Below are 15512 nucleotides of genomic sequence, written 5' to 3' on the forward strand. Positions count from 1 at the left end.
GTGGTGTTGTGTCCTGGACACACGTAACGGATGTTGCGCAGCTCAATGAGGCGCTGGCGTCGGGCGCCACGGAAATAGAAATCTCCGGCAGGCTGAAGGGAATGCCCTCGGTGACCCTGCCGCCCGGGGTGGCCCTGCGCGGCGGCGAGCTGGTCTTCGGGGCCAAGGGCCTGCGGCTGACCAGCAACAACACCCTGGAGAACGTCACGGTGCGAACCTCGGCGCACGAACTCGCCATCTAGAACGACCACACCGTGGCGGACCTGGGCACGCTGCGGCTGGCCAACGTCACCAGCTACGGGCAGGTCTACCTCAGCGCGGAGGGCAGCGTCCGGGCCGGCCGCATCGAGGCCGACGGCGTACACGTGGCCGAGGCGGACACCCGGGGGCGGGCGGACCGGCCCACCGGGTTCGGCGTCGAGGCGCTGCAGGGCGCCTTCACCCTCTGGAACCGGCAGCCGGACACCGCCGTCGTGCTCACCGCACGGCTGGAAAACATCTCGGCGGGCAGCGCCGGGGCCCCGGTGCGCGGCGGCGGCGTGTTTGTCGGTGGGCACGGGGACACGGCGGGCAAGGCCGACGGCGGCGCCGTCACGGTGGAGCTGCTCTCCACCGGGGACGTCTTCTCCGACGGCGGCATCGCCCCGGGCACCCCGGACCTGATCAGCGGCGGCGTCTTCATCATCAGCGGCGCCAATGCCGCGGAGGTGCTGAACCTGGGCACCACCACCACGTTCGGCCAGAACGACATGGTGCTGGACAACTGGGGTGCGGTGGAGAACTGGACGGCCAAGGCGAAGGTCACCTCGCACGGCCCCAGCGGCATAGGCTTCGTCAACTTTGGCGACATCGGCGTGCTCACGGTGGAGGCGCCCATCGAAACCACCGGCCTGGGAGCCCGCGGATTCAACGTTTACGACGGCTCCCTGAACGAGGCCGTGTTCGACTCGATCACCACCCGCGGAGACGGGTCCGTGGGGGTGCAGGTCAGCCGCGACCTGCCCAAGCTGACCATCAAGGGCTCCCTGTCCACCTCCGGCGGTACCGGCGAAAGCCTGGTCAAGGGCGTCCTCATGCCGCTGGCGGCCATCGCCCTGAGCGTGAAGCCCACCGGGCACATCGGCTCCGTTGACATCGGGGCGGACATCTCCGCCGACGGCGACGGGCTGGCCACTGTGGATCTGGAGGGGCCAGTCGGATCGCTGGCCGTGGGTGGGAAGATCATCGCCAACGGCGCCGGCGCCACTGCGCTGCGGATTGCCGGCGTGGCGGGGCCAAGCCTGGACGGCCTGGTGCTGCAGGCCCCCAACGGCCGGGACCTGGCCACCGGATAAGGCTCGGGAACAGCAGGCCAGTCGCTTTCTTGCATGCAGCGGACGGAGAAGTCCTCGGATCGGGCCTTCACAGTGTCGCCAGGAGTCCGGCCGTCCGTTCCAGCGCGCCCGGCACCAGTGAGTAGTAGGCCCAGGTGCCGCGCTTTTCACGGTGAAGCAACCCCGCCTCGACCAGAATCTTGAGATGGTGGGACACAGTCGGCTGGCCCAGGTCCAAGGGCTCGGTGAGGTCGCACACGCATGCCTCCCCGGACTCGCCGGCCTTGACGATGGAAAGCAGGCGCAGGCGGTTCGGGTCGGCCAGTGCCTTGAAAACCAGAGCTCTCCGCTGGGCTTCTTCTGCGCTCATTGCCGGTGTGTCCGAGGGCGCGCAGCACGATGCATCGACCAGCGGCTCGAGAGTTTGCAGAGAATTCATGAACCCATTATGCACATAGATTGACATTGGTCGATATAGCTGGTGATACTTCACATATCGACATTCATCAATCTTGACTGAAGCACAGGAGCACCGTGAGCACCCAGACTCAATCAACGCCACCTGCCACCGGAGAGGCTGCCGTGATCGGCAAACTCTCCGCCCTGGACCGGTTCCTCCCGGTCTGGATCGTGGCGGCCATGCTGCTTGGCCTGGCCTTGGGCAGCCGGATCCCCGGTCTGAACACCGCGCTGGAAGCGGTGAAGATCGGCGAAGTCTCCCTGCCCATCGCTATCGGCTTGCTGGTGATGATGTACCCGGTGCTGGCCAAGGTCCGCTATGACCAGGCACGCCGGGTCATCGCGGACCGCAAACTCATGATCACCTCGCTGGTCCTGAACTGGGTCCTGGCCCCGGCTTTCATGTTCGCACTGGCCTGGATCTTCATCCCTGACCTCCCGGAGTACCGCACGGGACTGATCATCGTGGGTCTGGCCCGTTGTATTGCGATGGTGATGATCTGGAACGACCTCGCCTGCGGCGACCGCGAAGCAGCGGCTGTGCTCGTGGCCATCAACTCGGTCTTCCAGGTCATTGCGTTCGGCGCCCTCGGCTGGTTCTACCTGCAACTCCTGCCTTCGATGCTGGGCCTGCCGACCACTAGCGCGGACTTCTCGTTCTGGGCTATCACGCTCTCCGTGCTCATCTTCCTGGGCATCCCGCTGTTGGCAGGCTTCCTGACCCGGACCATCGGCGAAAAGGCCAAGGGCCGCGACTGGTACGAAGGCGTGCTCCTGCCGAAGCTCGGGCCGTGGGCGCTGTACGGCCTGCTTTTTACCATCATGCTGCTGTTCGCACTCCAGGGCGGCACCATCACGGCCCGCCCGCTGGACGTCGCCCGGATCGCACTGCCCCTACTGGTCTACTTCCTGGTGGTGTTCAGCGCCGGTATGCTGATCGGAAAATGGCTGGACCTCGGCTACGCCAAAACCACCACGCTTGCCTTCACCGCGGCGGGCAACAACTTCGAACTGGCCATCGCCGTGGCGATCGGAACCTTCGGGGTCACCTCCGGTCAGGCGCTGGCCGGCGTTGTGGGCCCGCTCATCGAAGTCCCCGCCCTCGTGGCCCTTGTCTACGCGGCACTGTGGGCCCGCAAACGCTACTTCACCGCCGCCCCCGCTTCCCTCTGATCCCCGCTGCACCCCCAGGAGAACATCATGACCGCCGAAACGACGAAGAAGCCGTCCGTCCTGTTCGTCTGCGTCCATAACGCGGGACGCTCCCAGATGGCCGCAGCCTTCCTGACCACCCTCGCCAAGGGGGAGATCGAGGTCCGCTCCGCTGGCTCCCAGCCCGCGGACAAGGTCAACCCCGCCGCCGTCGAGGCCATGGCCGAGCTCGGCATCGACATGTCCGCAGAGATCCCCAAGGTCCTGACCACCGGGGCCGTGAGGGAATCCGACGTCGTCATCACGATGGGCTGCGGCGACACCTGCCCCATCTTCCCGGGCAAACGCTATGAGGACTGGGAACTCGAAGACCCGGCCGGCCAGGGCGTGGAATCCGTCCGCCCGATCCGCGACGACATCAGGGCCCGCATCGAGGGCCTGATCAATTCCCTCGCCCCCGCTGCCAAGTAACCCGTTCCGAGCACCAGGAGAGTTCCATGAGCACTGAACAGCTGATCATCATCGGATCCGGCCCTGCCGGCTACACCGCCGCGATCTACGCCGCCCGCGCGGGCCTCAAACCTCTGGTCCTGGCCGGCTCGGTCACCGCCGGCGGCGCCCTGATGAACACCACCGACGTGGAAAACTTCCCCGGCTTCCCCGGCGGGATCCAGGGTCCAGAGCTGATGGACGGCCTGCAGCAGCAGGCCGAGAGGTTCGGCGCCGAGGTGGTGTTCGACGACGTCACCGAAGTCACGTTGACCGGTCACCTCAAGCGCGTGGTCACCGGCGCCGGCGAGACCCACGAGGCACCGGCCGTGATCCTCGCCACCGGCTCGGCCTACAAGGAACTGGGCCTGCCGGAGGAGAAGAAGTTCAGCGGCCACGGCGTCTCCTGGTGCGCCACCTGCGACGGTTTCTTCTTCCGCGAGCAGGACATCATCGTCGTCGGCGGCGGGGATTCCGCGATGGAGGAGGCCACCTTCCTGACCCGCTTCGGGAAGTCCGTGACCGTCGTCGTCCGCAAGGGCGAGCTGCGGGCCTCCCGGATCATGGCCCAGCGCGCCAAGGACAACCCGAAGATCCGCTTCGCCTGGAACTCGGCCATCACCGCGATCCACGGCGACGGCAAGGTGACCGGCGTGACCCTGAAGGACACCGTCACCGGCGAAACCCGCGAGCAGGCCGCCACCGGCATCTTCGTAGCCATCGGGCATGTGCCGCGCACCGAACTCGTGGCTGGCCAAGTGGAGCTGGACGCCGAGGGTTACATCAAGGTGGACTCGCCCGCCACGGTCACCAACCTCTCCGGCGTGTTCGCCTGCGGCGACGCCGTGGACCACCGCTACCGCCAGGCCATCACCGCCGCCGGCACCGGCTGCGCCGCCGCCCTGGATGCCGAACGCTACCTCGCCGCATTAGAGGACGCGGACAGCATCGCCACCGCCCTGGTGGAAGAACCCACCCACGCCTGACCCCACACTTCTGACAGACGACGGAGAGGGGGTGAGCTCAATGAGCACAGGATGCTGCAGTGACCCGGGTTGCTGCGACGACTGCCCGGATGAGATGCCGGGCTGCTGCTAACACCCCCCGTCTGCCGGCCCCGTAGGGACCGGCAGGCCCCCACACGTCCTCGAACGCGGCCTGGAACCGGTGATCTTTGAAGCTGGTACATCCGTAGGGGCCGCCATCGGGCAATGGCGCCACATCCGACTCTTCTCACCAGCCTTGGGGCGTACCCCCGAAGAGGCCACGGCATGAACTGGTGGGTCGCGCGGTGGGGTGGTCCTGATTTATGCCGCGCTGCTGGTTCTATTGGCCCACTACGCCCGCCATCACCCGGAAACGGTGGTCATGAAGGAAGCGCTGCGGATGCTTCCGGACCTGCTGGCCCTGCTGCGCCGGCTGGCCGCGGACCGGACCCTGCGGCGCGGGATCCGGGTCCGCCGGGTCCTGCTGCTGGTCTACCTTGCCTCGCCCATTGATCTGGTACCGACTTTATTCCGGTCATCGGGTACGCCGATGACGTCGTCATCGTGGCGCTGGTCCTGCGCTCGGTCATCCGGACGCGGGCAACGGACCATTGGAATACCACTGGCCCGGGACACCCGCCGGCCTTGCCCTGATCCAGCGCCTCGCCGGGACTGAGACAACCACCCCATGAGCGGCCCACGGCTCACCAGCACCCTGGTACGGCCTGTGGCAGCCAGGGACATGCCGATGGACGTGTCGTCTACTAACCGGTGCACCGCCTGCGGTGGGACCAGCTGATCGCGGCGGCAAGGATTACTGCCGCGACCCCGCCCCCAAAACCAGCGGGCGTTGCCGGTGTTTCGGAGATTCGACGGGTGGCTGGACGGTTAAGGTGAATTTTCCTTCGTTCGGGTGTCCGTCGGAGGAGACCGCCCCGCCACAGCAGCTCGTAGGTTCCGGGGCTCCCCCCGGCGACGTTCGTAGAAAGCGTCGAGCCGTAGGCGGCCACTTGCCAAACTGACGGGTTGCCGGCGCCATCGGTGACGTTGGCGGTGCTGAGGTTCAAGTCCTTGGGATCGGCTGGCGGCTCCGACGGCGCCAGGGACACACTTTGGGGTCCTTATCGCGACCGCGTCCGGGGCCGGGCTGGTGGACGACAGGGAGTCGTGCGTGTCCGCTCATGCGTGCTGTTCCGGAGCGGCGCCGTTCAAGCTCACCGTCTGCCCTCCGGGCACGGAACCGCACCCCTCGCAGCAGCCGACTGCGGACGTCGGCTCCGGGCGGGATTTTCCGGCGCCCGTCGCCTCAACGGTGTGCGGGACGGTGCAGCAGACATCGCCGCGCCATGCGCTGATCCCTTCACGGACGGCGACCACGGCGATGACCAAGCCTGCCCCGGCGTCGGCCCACCACCAACCCAGCGTGCTGTTGAGGACCAGGCCGATAAGGAGTACCGCGGAGAGGTAGGTACACAAGAGGGTCTGCTTGGAGTCGGCAACCGCGGTCCTGGAACCTAGTTCCCGGCCGGCGCGGCGCTGCAGCCAGGACAGGACGGGCATGATGGCCAGGCTCAGTGCCGCGATCACGATACCCGGGGTGGAGTGCTGGGCTTCGCCGCCCCCGGTCAGCGACCGGATGGCATCGGTGGCGACGAACGCTGCCAGTGCGAAAAAGGAGACCGCGATCATCCTCAGGGTCAGGTGCTCACGCCGCTCAGGATCCTTGGCCGAAAACTGCCAGGACAGTGCTAGGGCGGATGCCACCTCGATCACTGAATCCAGTCCAAACCCGATCAGCGCCGAAGAGTCCGCGACGCCGCCGGCCCAGAGTGCCACGATGGCTTCAACGACGTTGTAGGTGATGGTAGCCACGGCGAACAACCGGATCCTGCGGCTCAGAACCGCGCGTCGGGCGGGCGTCGGCGCGAGACGCACGGTCATGCCAGGCACGTCCCGTCCGGTGCGCAGCAGGACGGATCCACCGCGAGCACCACGCCGATCAGGTCCCCGATCGCATGGCCCAGCCGGGCATCCGCGAGCTCATACCGGCTCCGCCGCCCGTCCGGAACAGCCACCACGAGGCCGCAGCCGCGAAGACACGTCAGATGGTTGGAGATGCTCTGCCGCGACACTCCAAGAAAATCCGCCAGGTCGGACGGATACGCGGGCGCATTCGCGAGGGCCAAAAGGATGCGCGCGCGGGTGGGGTCAGAGACCGCGTAGCCGAACCGTGCCAGCACAGGCGCATGGGTGAGAGCTTCCATGCCTTCAAAGTACATCCTCGGATGTATCCATGCAATTCTGTACCCTCAGGACGCAGCTGGCCACCGCCTGTCTATCCACATTTGTCGCCTCGTTCAGCCGGCACAAAGCTACGGGTGCCGTGCGATGCCCGTTCAAGGCACAGTCTGGTGCGGTCAGCGGCCGCCCGCGAAAGGCCGCCAATGTGGCTGTCAGGATTTGCGTCCAGCACCGGGCGGGGGCACGCGCAGCACAGGTCAATCGCACGCGGCTCGCCCGGCCATCACCAGGCCCGGGGCACAGGCGGCACCGGTGTGCGGGATGGTATCGACAGTCCGGAGTCCGGCTCTGCCGGCGGACTGCCGCAAGCGGTGCGAAAAAGTTTCTCCGGTCACCCATCCGTGACTCGGATCACAACGAACCCTCAGTGTCACCATGTGAGCCCGTCCATAGCCAGACGTTTGGGCTGGCTCCTCTGGCTGGCGCCCGGGGGAGAATCCTCCGGATGTCATGGTCTCAAAATCGCATTCATGACAGGAGCACACCAATGTTCGACCAGAAATTTATCACCACCGCAATGAGCCGCAGCGCCGAGGATCCGATGGACCGGCGTCTGTTGTTCCGGGCCGCCGGGATTGGCGGCGCTGCAGCTTTGCTCGCCAGTTCACCGGCCCAGGCGTCCAGGGACGCAGAGAAGCCGGCCGGCGCGCCCAGCGACGGGGCGATCCTGAACTTCGCCCTCAACCTGGAATACCTCGAGGCGGAGTTCTACCTGCGAGCGGTCACGGGCCGGGGCCTGGACGACGGGCTCACGGACGGCAAGGGACGCAAGGGCGGCGTCACCGGCGGCGCGGCGGTCCCCTTCAAATCCAGCCTGATCAAGAAATACGCCTGGGAAATAGCCAACGACGAAAAATCCCACGTCAAGTTCCTCCGCACCGCGCTGGGAGGCGCCGCTGTATCCCGGCCCCAGATTGATCTGGAAGCCAGCTTCACCGCCGCGGCAAAGGCCGCCGGCTTGATCAAGGACGGCCAGAAATTCAATCCGTTTGCCAGTGAAGAGAACTTCCTCCTTGGCGCCTTCATCTTCGAAGACGTAGGCGTCACCGCCTATAAGGGAGCAGCCCCGTTGATCGATAACAAAACCTATCTCGAAGCCGCCGCCGGCATCCTCGCCGTCGAGGCCTACCACGCCGGCATCATCCGAACCACCCTCTACGCCCGCGGACAGCAGGATCCCGCCGAGAAGATCTCGGATGCCCGGGACAGCCTCGACGGCTCCGCCGACCTCGACCAGGGAATCGGGACCAAAGACACCGCCAACCTCGTCCCCACCGACGGGAACGGCATCGCCTTCAGCCGCAGCGCCGGACAGGTCCTCAACATCGCCTACCTCACCCCCAAGGCAGTACGCGAAGGCGGATTCTTCCCCAAGGGCGTCAACGGCGACATCAACACCAGCGCCGCCCACTAAAAACACGACAACCGCGGACGACTCACAGTTCCCCAGAGGCGACGACGCATCAGCAGTTGTCGGTTCAGTATGGCAAAAGGGCTGAATCCGGCACAGCTCTCGTTGAGCCTGTTCGGAATCTGGACGTCGTCTGCGGTTGCCCTGGCCTTCAAACCGCGGGTCCTCGAATGTCCCCGCCGCTGAGGGGTTCGTCGCGGCGGACTCGGATTGGAGTCCCCCGCAGTGTGAGCGCCTCCGCTGTCTCGGTAGCGTCCGGCCGGAGGTTGATCCTGCTGCTGCAAAGAACAATTCAACGACGTCGTCCCGCTGGCCGAGGCATTGACCGGATCGCCGGCACGCAGGAGACAGCGGACACGGAGGGATTTTTCAGGTTCTCTACGGCCAGTCGGTCGGTTGCCGGCGTGCCGTTGGTTCCTCCTGGGCCTGTGCGGATCAGCGCCGAGAAATTAGGCTCATCTGAACCACACGTTGATGGAGGACACATGAAAACGTTGCCGCTAATGAATCTCGTTTCTCGCTTCGAGGACGCTGTCTGGCTGGATCCTTGGGTCTCTGGAGCCAGAGGAGCCGTGAACTCGATCGTCCGTTCCCCATGGCTCCGTGATGTGCTCCATGGGGTTCCAGTGGGACACCCGGTTCATCCTCTTGCAGTCCAGGTACCGTTGGGTGCTTGGATATCGGCCGCCATCCTTGATGCCGTGCCCGGAAGCGATCGTGCCGCCGGTGTTCTGATTGGCGTGGGAGCGATCACCGCGGTTCCTTCTGCTGTCGCGGGTTTCACCGACTGGTCGGAGCTTCATGAGCAGCAACAGCGCGTGGGCCTTGTGCACGCCGCGGCCAACATCGCGGCGACAGGTCTGTACATTGTGTCCCTCGTGGAGCGTTCCCGCGGCCGGCAGACACGCGGGAGGTTGTTCGGCTACCTGGGCCTTGCGACCGTTTCGGCCGCGGGATTCCTCGGTGGTCACCTCACGTATCGGCAGGCGGCCGGCGTGAACCATAGCGAAGACGTACCGCACCGTTTCCCCGCCGGCTGGCACGGCCTAGCGCCGGTGAACGAGTTCGCCGATGGCAAGCTTGAGCGTCGCATGGTGGCTCGAATGCCGCTGCTTGTCTTCCGCGAGGGGGAGCGGCTCCATGTATTGTCGGACGTCTGTAGCCACCTGTCCGGACCACTCCATGAGGGCGAGGTCGCGGACCGAGGGGAGCCGTGCGTCGTCTGTCCGTGGCATGGGAGTGCTTTTTCGCTGCGCAGCGGAGAAGTTGTGGGGGGACCGGCGACAGCGGGACAGCCGCGGTTCAGCACACGCGTGATGAATGGCGTTGTTGAGGTGTCCCTTCCTGGGGCGGGTTAGGAGAACTGACCTGCGTGGTCGGGGGTTCCATGTCTCGCACGGCAAGACCATAGATGAACACCTCCGACGACGGGGGTCGTGTCATGGGCAACGTGTGAGCAGTTAGGGCGCAAACGATATCCGAAGCATCGAACGCGGCGAGGGCCAGAAACTCTCTCGACCAAGAAGTTCGTCGAGGTTGCCTCCACTGGTCTGGTCGGCTGTCCGGGGCGTGGGTACGATTAAGTAGTCAGCCGCCGGCCCTGCGCCGGCGGGCAGCAAACCGCAAGGAGCGAGATCATGGGTGTGGACGACAAGATCGGCAACGCCGCCGAAAAACTTGGCGGCAAGGGCAAAGTGGCCGCCGGCGAAGCGACAGGCGATGACAGCCTCAAGGCCGAAGGCAAAGGCGACCAGGCGAAGGCGGACTTGAAGCAGGCCGGCGAGAAAGTCAAGGACGCTTTCAAGAAAGACTGAACCCGCAAGGACGGGGCGTGGCACCCGAAGGCGCGGCGCCCTTCCGATTGGGTTCGAGGTCCCGAGGTGCTCGGGTCCTGTTCAACCCAAGCGTGCGTCCCTGACCGCGGATGCGTCCCGATGCTTCCGCTTGGAGTGCGTTCTCCTCCGTTACCCGTTCATCGCGAACCCTGACGAGCGCATCGTCGGATCCATCGGCACATGGGTGGTCCCTGCGAAGCGGGCTCGCGCACCCGTGGACAACAAGGGGGCGTTTCGGTGACGCAGTTCGTTGAAGGAATCCTGAATGTCCCGCCGCTCCTTGCCTACGTGTTGGTAGTGGGCTTGGTCTTTGCCGAGGATGCGCTGTTCGTGGGTTTTCTACTGCCAGGAGAAACAGCGGCCGTGCTGGGCGGAGTTGTTGCCAGCCGCGGCAACGTGCAACTGTGGCTCATGATGGTGCTGGTCGTTTTGGCCGCGGTTCTGGGGGATTCGGTGGGCTACGAGGTTGGCAGGCATCTCGGCCCGCGGTTCCTTGAACTCAGGGTCTTCCGGAAGAGGCGCACGAAGCTGGAAGAGGCACAGGACTTCCTCCGACGCAAAGGGGGCGCCGCCGTCTTCCTCGGACGCTTCGTCGCGTTCTTCCGCGCCGTCATGCCTGCCTTGGCGGGCACGGCGCACATGCCGTACCGGCGGTTTCTGGCTTTCAACGTCGCCGGGGGCGCTACTTGGGGTGCAGGTTTCGTCCTGCTGGGCTTCCTGGCGGGCAACTCCTATGACACCGTCGCCAAGTCTGCAGGGCGCGATATCGCCGCCGTCGCCGGTGCGGTCACGGTGGTCGGCCTTATCATCTGGAGAGTCAGGACGGCCCGCAGGGAGCCGCACCGCCCGGAAGCCTCCAACGCTGAATGACACTTGCCGACGGCGGCGCGTTGCCGGCGTCGGCGCAGCACTAGGGTTCTGACGCGTGGCACGGGACCCGAAGGGCCGCGGGCCTACCAGGTCAGGTCCTGTGCTTTGATCTCGTAGTGGCCGTCGCGTTGGGTGAAGGTCGCCAGATACCCCCGTTTGACGCCGTTGACAACCATTTGGCAATCGGTATGCGTGTCAACCTTGATGTCGGGAAAGTTCTTGCACTCCACGGCGGAAATCGTCACTCCGGGAGTCTTAGGCCGCGCTCTGGCCGAGATCCGATCGGCCAGGAATTTGCCACTGGTCTGGGGGTCAAATACGACCAGGGAAGGCGGGCTGGTGGCCGTGACGGTGGCCGTCGCAATCGGCGTGGCGGCCGTGGAACCGCAGCCCGTGAGCATCAGGAGTCCAACAAAGGAAATGCCCAGACCAATTCTCATCCGGAGCGCCGCGGGCCGATTCTCGCCGACTGCCCGGCGCCAAATGGCGTGAATGGATACCTTTGGAACGTGGCGATGATAATCGGTGGCCATGATATGTCCCCTCAAACAGTTGCCCTGACCGGATGGCGGCGCGGAGCGTGGGTTTTCGGAACTGAGTTGGAACGCTCGTGAACCCCATGCCGCTTCCCAGATGGTGCCCTCCTGAGCTTGAGGAATCCTTGGCGGAAGACGTAGGCCGATCGCCGGACGGATTGCATCTGCACCGTCACCCCCAGGCCCGGGCGCCCATGGGTCCGCACGGCGGCCCTATCTTTCCGGGTACAGATGGAGGGTCTGGCCGGGCCAATTCAGCGGGCCTAGAATCGGGGTGGACGCAACCGGTCAAGGCACCACGGAGTCGCCCGCAGGGGACCATGACCTCGTTCTAGCGGTGCCGGCTAAGGCGGCTCACAATGACGGACATCCAAAGGCTCATCAGGGCGCTGCTGCAGGAAGACCTGGCGGCACTCCGGCAGCTCGGCGCCGACCTGCGCCTGGACCGCGAAGGCGCGACCGGGGCGGACTCCTGACCGACATGGAACCCACGGGAAACCTCGAATCGGAACAAAAGTACGACGCCGAGACCTCCACTCCGCTTCCGGCCCTGCTGGAAGTCCCCGGTGTGGAACGCGTCTCGGAACCGGTGACGGACCACTTGGAGGCCGTGTACTTCGACACGCCGGCCCTCGCCCTCGCCTCCCGGCGCATCACCCTGCGGCGCCGCACCGGCGGAACCGACGACGGATGGCACCTCAAGTTCCCCGCCGGGCCTGACCAGCGGCGGGAACTCCACGCGCCGCTGGGCCAACCAGAGACCGTGCCGGAGGAACTGGCCGATCACCTGCACGTGTATACCCGCGGCGAACACGTCATACCGGTCGCCCGGCTGAGTTCGCAGCGTACAACCTATTGGCTCTACGGGCCCGGAGGCGAGCACCTCGCCGACTTCGCTGACGACCGGGTCCAGGCTCAAGCCCTGCATCCGCCCGGACCAGGCATGGCCTGTCGTGAATGGGAGTTCGAACTCGTCCACGGCGCCCCCCGACTCTTCACAGCGGCCGAAGCAACCCTTACCGCCACGGGTGCGGGCCGCTCCCGTCACACCTCCAAACTGGCGCGGGCCCTCGGAGACGCCTGGCCGCCAGAACACGTCCCCCGAAATCGCGGGCCGCGGAAGAAAGCGCCGCGGAAGAAAGGACCGGCAACCGACGTCGTGACCGCATACCTCGGCGAGCAGATCACCGAGCTCCTTACCCACGATCCCGGTGTGCGCCTGGGAAGACCGGACGCCGTCCACCAAATGCGGTCGGCAACCCGCCGGTCCCGCTCGGCCTTGGCCACTTACCGCAGACTCTTCAGGAAAACCAGTGTCCGGAGACTCCGGGACGAACTGAAATGGCTCGCTTCGATCCTCGGCCCGCCCCGCGATGCAGAAGTCATGCGCGAGCGGTTGCGCCAGCACGTCCGGGAGCTGCCGAAGGGGCTCGGGCACGGACCAATACGCGAGCCGATCGAGCACGAGCTCGGCACCGCCTACAACGCCGGCTACAAGAGGGTGTTGAAGACCCTCGAGACCGGGCGCTACTACCGGCTCCTGGAGGACCTCGAGGATTTCCGCGACTACCCGCCCGCCACGGCCCGGGCCTCCAGACCCGCGCGTAAGACGACGACCAAACTGGTCAACAAGGACGCCCAGCGGCTGGACCGCGCGCACCAGACGGCCGCCGACTCCGGCGACGGCACCTCCCACGACACCGCGCTGCAGCAGGTCCGCAAGGACGCAAAACGGCTCCGGCACGCAGCCGAGTCCGTGACCGCAATCCATGGGAAACGCGCCCGCACGCTGGCCAAGGCAGCCAAGCGGCTAGAGAAAGTCCTGGGACATCACCAGGACAGCGTGAAGGCCCGCGCATTCCTGAGCCACCTGGCCGCCGCTCCCGACCTGCCCGGTCGCACAGCGCTCGCCTACCGCCGGATCGAGGGCGTTGAGGAACGCCTCGCCCAAGCCGCGGAGGCGAAATACCTCAAAATCCGGAAGAAGGCCTACGGCATCCGACTCGACTGATGAATTACCGGTCAGTCCACCATGATCCAGGGAAACCAAGCCGGGCCACCCCAGCCTCGCTACGTAGACCGGCGTTCTGAAGCGCGCCGGAGCACAGCAGTTGCGATGTTCACCAACGCAGCCCGCTTTCGGGAGGTGTCTTCGGCAACGCCCATACTGTGCCGGCGATGAACTCCTTCGAGGCAGAGACGCCGATCAACGCGGGCAACTCCACTCACCGCCGTGGTCCGCAGCCCGAGGGTGGCCGGCCGCCTAAAGTTCCGCGACGACGGCGAAACGATCTCCGCGACGACGCAAGCCAGGCTACCCAACGGGCGGCCATTGCGGAAGCGCCGTCGTCGGCATACTGTCTGGCACTCGTGCAGGGACGACATTCGCTTCCCGTGGAGCGGCAGGGTACTGCTCGCGATCGAAGAGGTGTTGCAACAAGGCCGTCTCCGGTTCCCAGGGATGCTCTTTGACCCGACGCCGCAGACGGACCCGGAGCTGTTCCAGTTCAGGCCCGGTACTGTTCAGAAGGCTGTCTATGATTTCGAGTACCTGTAAGCGCAGGGACGTGCCTGCATACTCGTCGGATTCGGATTCGGATTCGGATTCGGATTCGGATTCGGTTTCATGGGACGGTGACGGCGTCGCCGCACCGTTGCCATAAGCGGGAAGCGGGCAGGGTTCGCGGTAGAAGTCTTCCCCCCGGATCATGTCGCTTCTCCGTGTCCGCTCGGACAGCCGGCGGTCCGAGTGGTAGGCATCGGCGCCGCGGCGAACGCTGTTCGTGCTCCGTTCATTGGGAATCACCGGTCTCCTACCCGGGCCAGGACGTCAGGGGCGCGTGTCCGCCCAGAAATAATTGACGGTCGCTGTCCAGCCGGGCCGGAAGCCAGAGGGTGAATCTGTTTCCGCTTCGCGGCGCAGAGTGGACATGGACACTGCCCGCGTGCGCCTCTGCGATTGCCTTGACTATCGGCAACCCGGGACGCTGTCTCCCGCCCACGGCGTTGGGACCGGAGACCGCGAACCGCTCAAATATCCGCTGATGCTCCTCGGCAGGAATCCCCGATCCTGTGTCAGCGACAAACAGTTCCAATCCTCCGATCAGGGCAGACGCAGCCCCCGCGGCAGACGGGCGGTTGCGCATCGCTGCGGCTGGCGGTTCAGCCCAGACGCCGCCGAGAGAGATCATGTCTAGCTCCGAGGTGGACTGCACGGCATTGGCGGCGAGCTGATCGACTGCCTGGGCCAAGCGCACGGGATCGGCAAGGACCCAGCCGCCCGGCTTGACGCTGAGGATCCAGCGCCGGCGGCCCAGGCTGCTGGCCCGGTGCATGGCGTCGTGCAGGAATTGATCTACGTCGATCCATTCGGCGTGGATGAAGTCCGGGCGTCCACTTCCAGCCAGAACCTGGAAGTCGCTGACCAGGAGCTGCATGCGGTCCAGCTCCTTGAGGACTAGATGTCGCGTTCGCGTTCGCGCGACGTCGGCGACGTCGCCGTCGTCGTCGGCACTGAGTAGCTCGATGTGCCTCCTAACGACAGCGACGGGAGTCCCCAGCTGATGACTGGCATCGTCGAGAAATTGGCGGATGTCGGCGCCGCCACGTTCGAACCGATCCATCATGGCGTTGAAGCTGGCGGCGAGCATGGCTACGTCGTCGTCAGCGGAGGAAGGCAACGGGACTCGTTGAACACAATCATCGAGCGACAGACGCTCTGCGGCGTCTCGGAGACGCCGGAGGGGGCGGAGCAGCCGTCCCACAACCAGGTACGCAACGAGGCTTGCCGCGAGGAGGGTCAGGAGGGAAGTTGCGCCGTACGTGCCGAGCGACTGTAGGATCTCGCCCCGTTGAAGACCGGCGTCGCCCCGCGCTAAGACCGGGCCTCCTTGGCCGGAGGTTGCGAGCTGGCCCGTGGAGGCGGCGAGCCGCACGGCCCCGTCGTCCAGAATCAACGGCTCTCGGTTGGCCCGGTTGTCGAGCAGCACCACCTGGACGGCGTGGGTCGCGGCTCCGGAGACCAGCATCCCGGAGGCCATGAGGGTTATCAGGGTTGTCACGATCCGCGCCTTGACGGACCCTAGCGCAGCTTTGAGCACACCGGGCCACGAGCCGGCAGGTTGCCTGGCGCCGAGGCCCCGGGGGACGGCCGGCCTGAC

17 protein-coding genes are annotated in these 15512 nt (G+C 65.8%); 11 read left to right on the forward strand and 6 right to left on the reverse strand.

The features are described 5' to 3' along the window. The first annotated feature begins 8 nt into the window (after positions 1 to 8). Positions 9 to 242, forward strand: coding sequence for a hypothetical protein (locus ABIB26_RS19170; protein WP_354246759.1), 234 nt, complete (start codon positions 9 to 11; stop codon positions 240 to 242). A gap of 12 nt (positions 243 to 254) precedes the next feature. Further along, positions 255 to 1334 carry a hypothetical protein gene (locus ABIB26_RS19175; protein WP_354246762.1) on the forward strand — a complete coding sequence of 360 codons (1080 nt, stop codon included), beginning with the start codon at positions 255 to 257 and terminating at the stop codon, positions 1332 to 1334. Positions 1335 to 1401: 67 nt separating this feature from the next. Here the strand turns inward: ABIB26_RS19175 and ABIB26_RS19180 are convergent, their stop codons facing one another. Further along, on the reverse strand, positions 1402 to 1752 hold the full coding sequence (locus tag ABIB26_RS19180; RefSeq protein WP_354246765.1) for an ArsR/SmtB family transcription factor: 351 nt from the start codon (positions 1750 to 1752) through the stop codon (positions 1402 to 1404). 95 nt (positions 1753 to 1847) lie between these two features. Between ABIB26_RS19180 and arsB the strand changes: the two genes are divergently transcribed. From arsB to ABIB26_RS23795, 4 genes are all read left to right on the forward strand, one after another. Further along, positions 1848 to 2945, forward strand: a complete 1098-nt coding sequence (arsB, locus tag ABIB26_RS19185; protein ID WP_354246768.1) for an ACR3 family arsenite efflux transporter — start codon at positions 1848 to 1850, stop codon at positions 2943 to 2945. Positions 2946 to 2972: 27 nt separating this feature from the next. Then, on the forward strand, positions 2973 to 3395 hold the full coding sequence (locus ABIB26_RS19190) for an arsenate reductase ArsC (RefSeq protein ID WP_354246771.1): 423 nt from the start codon (positions 2973 to 2975) through the stop codon (positions 3393 to 3395). A gap of 26 nt (positions 3396 to 3421) precedes the next feature. Beyond that, positions 3422 to 4399: a thioredoxin-disulfide reductase gene (trxB, locus tag ABIB26_RS19195; RefSeq protein WP_354246774.1), complete on the forward strand. Its 978-nt coding sequence runs from the start codon at positions 3422 to 3424 to the stop codon at positions 4397 to 4399. Positions 4400 to 4709: 310 nt separating this feature from the next. Further along, positions 4710 to 5075 carry a hypothetical protein gene (locus ABIB26_RS23795; RefSeq protein ID WP_502913714.1) on the forward strand — a complete coding sequence of 122 codons (366 nt, stop codon included), beginning with the start codon at positions 4710 to 4712 and terminating at the stop codon, positions 5073 to 5075. 503 nt (positions 5076 to 5578) lie between these two features. On the opposite strand, the gene ABIB26_RS19205 is transcribed toward ABIB26_RS23795, so the two are convergent. Both ABIB26_RS19205 and ABIB26_RS19210 read right to left on the reverse strand, forming a co-directional pair. Beyond that, entirely contained in the window at positions 5579 to 6340 is a 762-nt protein-coding gene (locus tag ABIB26_RS19205) for a cation diffusion facilitator family transporter (protein ID WP_354246777.1), read from the reverse strand. Continuing rightward, positions 6337 to 6663, reverse strand: a complete 327-nt coding sequence (locus ABIB26_RS19210; RefSeq protein WP_354246780.1) for an ArsR/SmtB family transcription factor — start codon at positions 6661 to 6663, stop codon at positions 6337 to 6339. The genes ABIB26_RS19205 and ABIB26_RS19210 overlap by 4 nt, the downstream gene beginning before the upstream one ends. 524 nt (positions 6664 to 7187) lie before the next feature. Here ABIB26_RS19210 and ABIB26_RS19215 point away from each other — a divergent pair. The 4 genes from ABIB26_RS19215 to ABIB26_RS19230 all read left to right on the forward strand — a co-directional run bounded on the left by ABIB26_RS19215 (position 7188) and on the right by ABIB26_RS19230 (position 10816). Further along, entirely contained in the window at positions 7188 to 8114 is a 927-nt protein-coding gene (locus ABIB26_RS19215) for a ferritin-like domain-containing protein (protein WP_354246783.1), read from the forward strand. Between the two features lie 500 nt (positions 8115 to 8614). Further along, complete coding sequence (locus tag ABIB26_RS19220) at positions 8615 to 9469, forward strand: Rieske (2Fe-2S) protein (protein ID WP_354246912.1); 855 nt, start codon at positions 8615 to 8617, stop codon at positions 9467 to 9469. A 279-nt stretch (positions 9470 to 9748) separates the two neighbouring features. Further along, positions 9749 to 9925, forward strand: a complete 177-nt coding sequence (locus ABIB26_RS19225) for a CsbD family protein (RefSeq protein ID WP_354246786.1) — start codon at positions 9749 to 9751, stop codon at positions 9923 to 9925. Positions 9926 to 10183: 258 nt separating this feature from the next. Further along, positions 10184 to 10816 (forward strand): DedA family protein, encoded by a 633-nt coding sequence (locus ABIB26_RS19230; RefSeq protein WP_354246788.1) that lies wholly within the window; start codon positions 10184 to 10186, stop codon positions 10814 to 10816. Positions 10817 to 10899: 83 nt separating this feature from the next. Here the strand turns inward: ABIB26_RS19230 and ABIB26_RS19235 are convergent, their stop codons facing one another. After that, complete coding sequence (locus ABIB26_RS19235; RefSeq protein ID WP_354246791.1) at positions 10900 to 11349, reverse strand: hypothetical protein; 450 nt, start codon at positions 11347 to 11349, stop codon at positions 10900 to 10902. 484 nt (positions 11350 to 11833) lie between these two features. On the opposite strand from ABIB26_RS19235, the gene ABIB26_RS19240 reads away from it, so the two are divergent. After that, positions 11834 to 13363, forward strand: a complete 1530-nt coding sequence (locus ABIB26_RS19240; protein ID WP_354246794.1) for a CYTH and CHAD domain-containing protein — start codon at positions 11834 to 11836, stop codon at positions 13361 to 13363. 303 nt (positions 13364 to 13666) lie between these two features. Here ABIB26_RS19240 and ABIB26_RS19245 read toward each other — a convergent pair whose 3' ends face one another. Then, on the reverse strand, positions 13667 to 14158 hold the full coding sequence (locus ABIB26_RS19245) for a hypothetical protein (RefSeq protein ID WP_354246797.1): 492 nt from the start codon (positions 14156 to 14158) through the stop codon (positions 13667 to 13669). Between the two features lie 7 nt (positions 14159 to 14165). Then, a complete protein-coding gene (locus ABIB26_RS19250) occupies positions 14166 to 15413 on the reverse strand; it encodes a sensor histidine kinase (RefSeq protein WP_354246800.1) in 1248 nt (415 codons plus the stop codon). Between the last annotated feature and the right edge of the window lie 99 nt (positions 15414 to 15512).

The sequence above is a fragment of the Arthrobacter sp. UYEF20 genome (assembly GCF_040546335.1).
Taxonomy (GTDB): Bacteria; Actinomycetota; Actinomycetes; order Actinomycetales; family Micrococcaceae; genus Arthrobacter.

Coding starts and splice junctions, on each gene's coding strand:
- ABIB26_RS19180 (WP_354246765.1), bottom strand. CDS start 1,752: ATGAATTCTCTGCAAACTCTCGAGCCGCTGGTCGATGCATCGTGCTGC.
- ABIB26_RS19190 (WP_354246771.1), top strand. CDS start 2,973: ATGACCGCCGAAACGACGAAGAAGCCGTCCGTCCTGTTCGTCTGCGTC.
- trxB (WP_354246774.1), top strand. CDS start 3,422: ATGAGCACTGAACAGCTGATCATCATCGGATCCGGCCCTGCCGGCTAC.
- ABIB26_RS19205 (WP_354246777.1), bottom strand. CDS start 6,340: ATGACCGTGCGTCTCGCGCCGACGCCCGCCCGACGCGCGGTTCTGAGC.
- ABIB26_RS19210 (WP_354246780.1), bottom strand. CDS start 6,663: ATGGAAGCTCTCACCCATGCGCCTGTGCTGGCACGGTTCGGCTACGCG.
- ABIB26_RS19215 (WP_354246783.1), top strand. CDS start 7,188: ATGTTCGACCAGAAATTTATCACCACCGCAATGAGCCGCAGCGCCGAG.
- ABIB26_RS19220 (WP_354246912.1), top strand. CDS start 8,615: ATGAATCTCGTTTCTCGCTTCGAGGACGCTGTCTGGCTGGATCCTTGG.
- ABIB26_RS19225 (WP_354246786.1), top strand. CDS start 9,749: ATGGGTGTGGACGACAAGATCGGCAACGCCGCCGAAAAACTTGGCGGC.
- ABIB26_RS19235 (WP_354246791.1), bottom strand. CDS start 11,349: ATGGCCACCGATTATCATCGCCACGTTCCAAAGGTATCCATTCACGCC.
- ABIB26_RS19240 (WP_354246794.1), top strand. CDS start 11,834: ATGGAACCCACGGGAAACCTCGAATCGGAACAAAAGTACGACGCCGAG.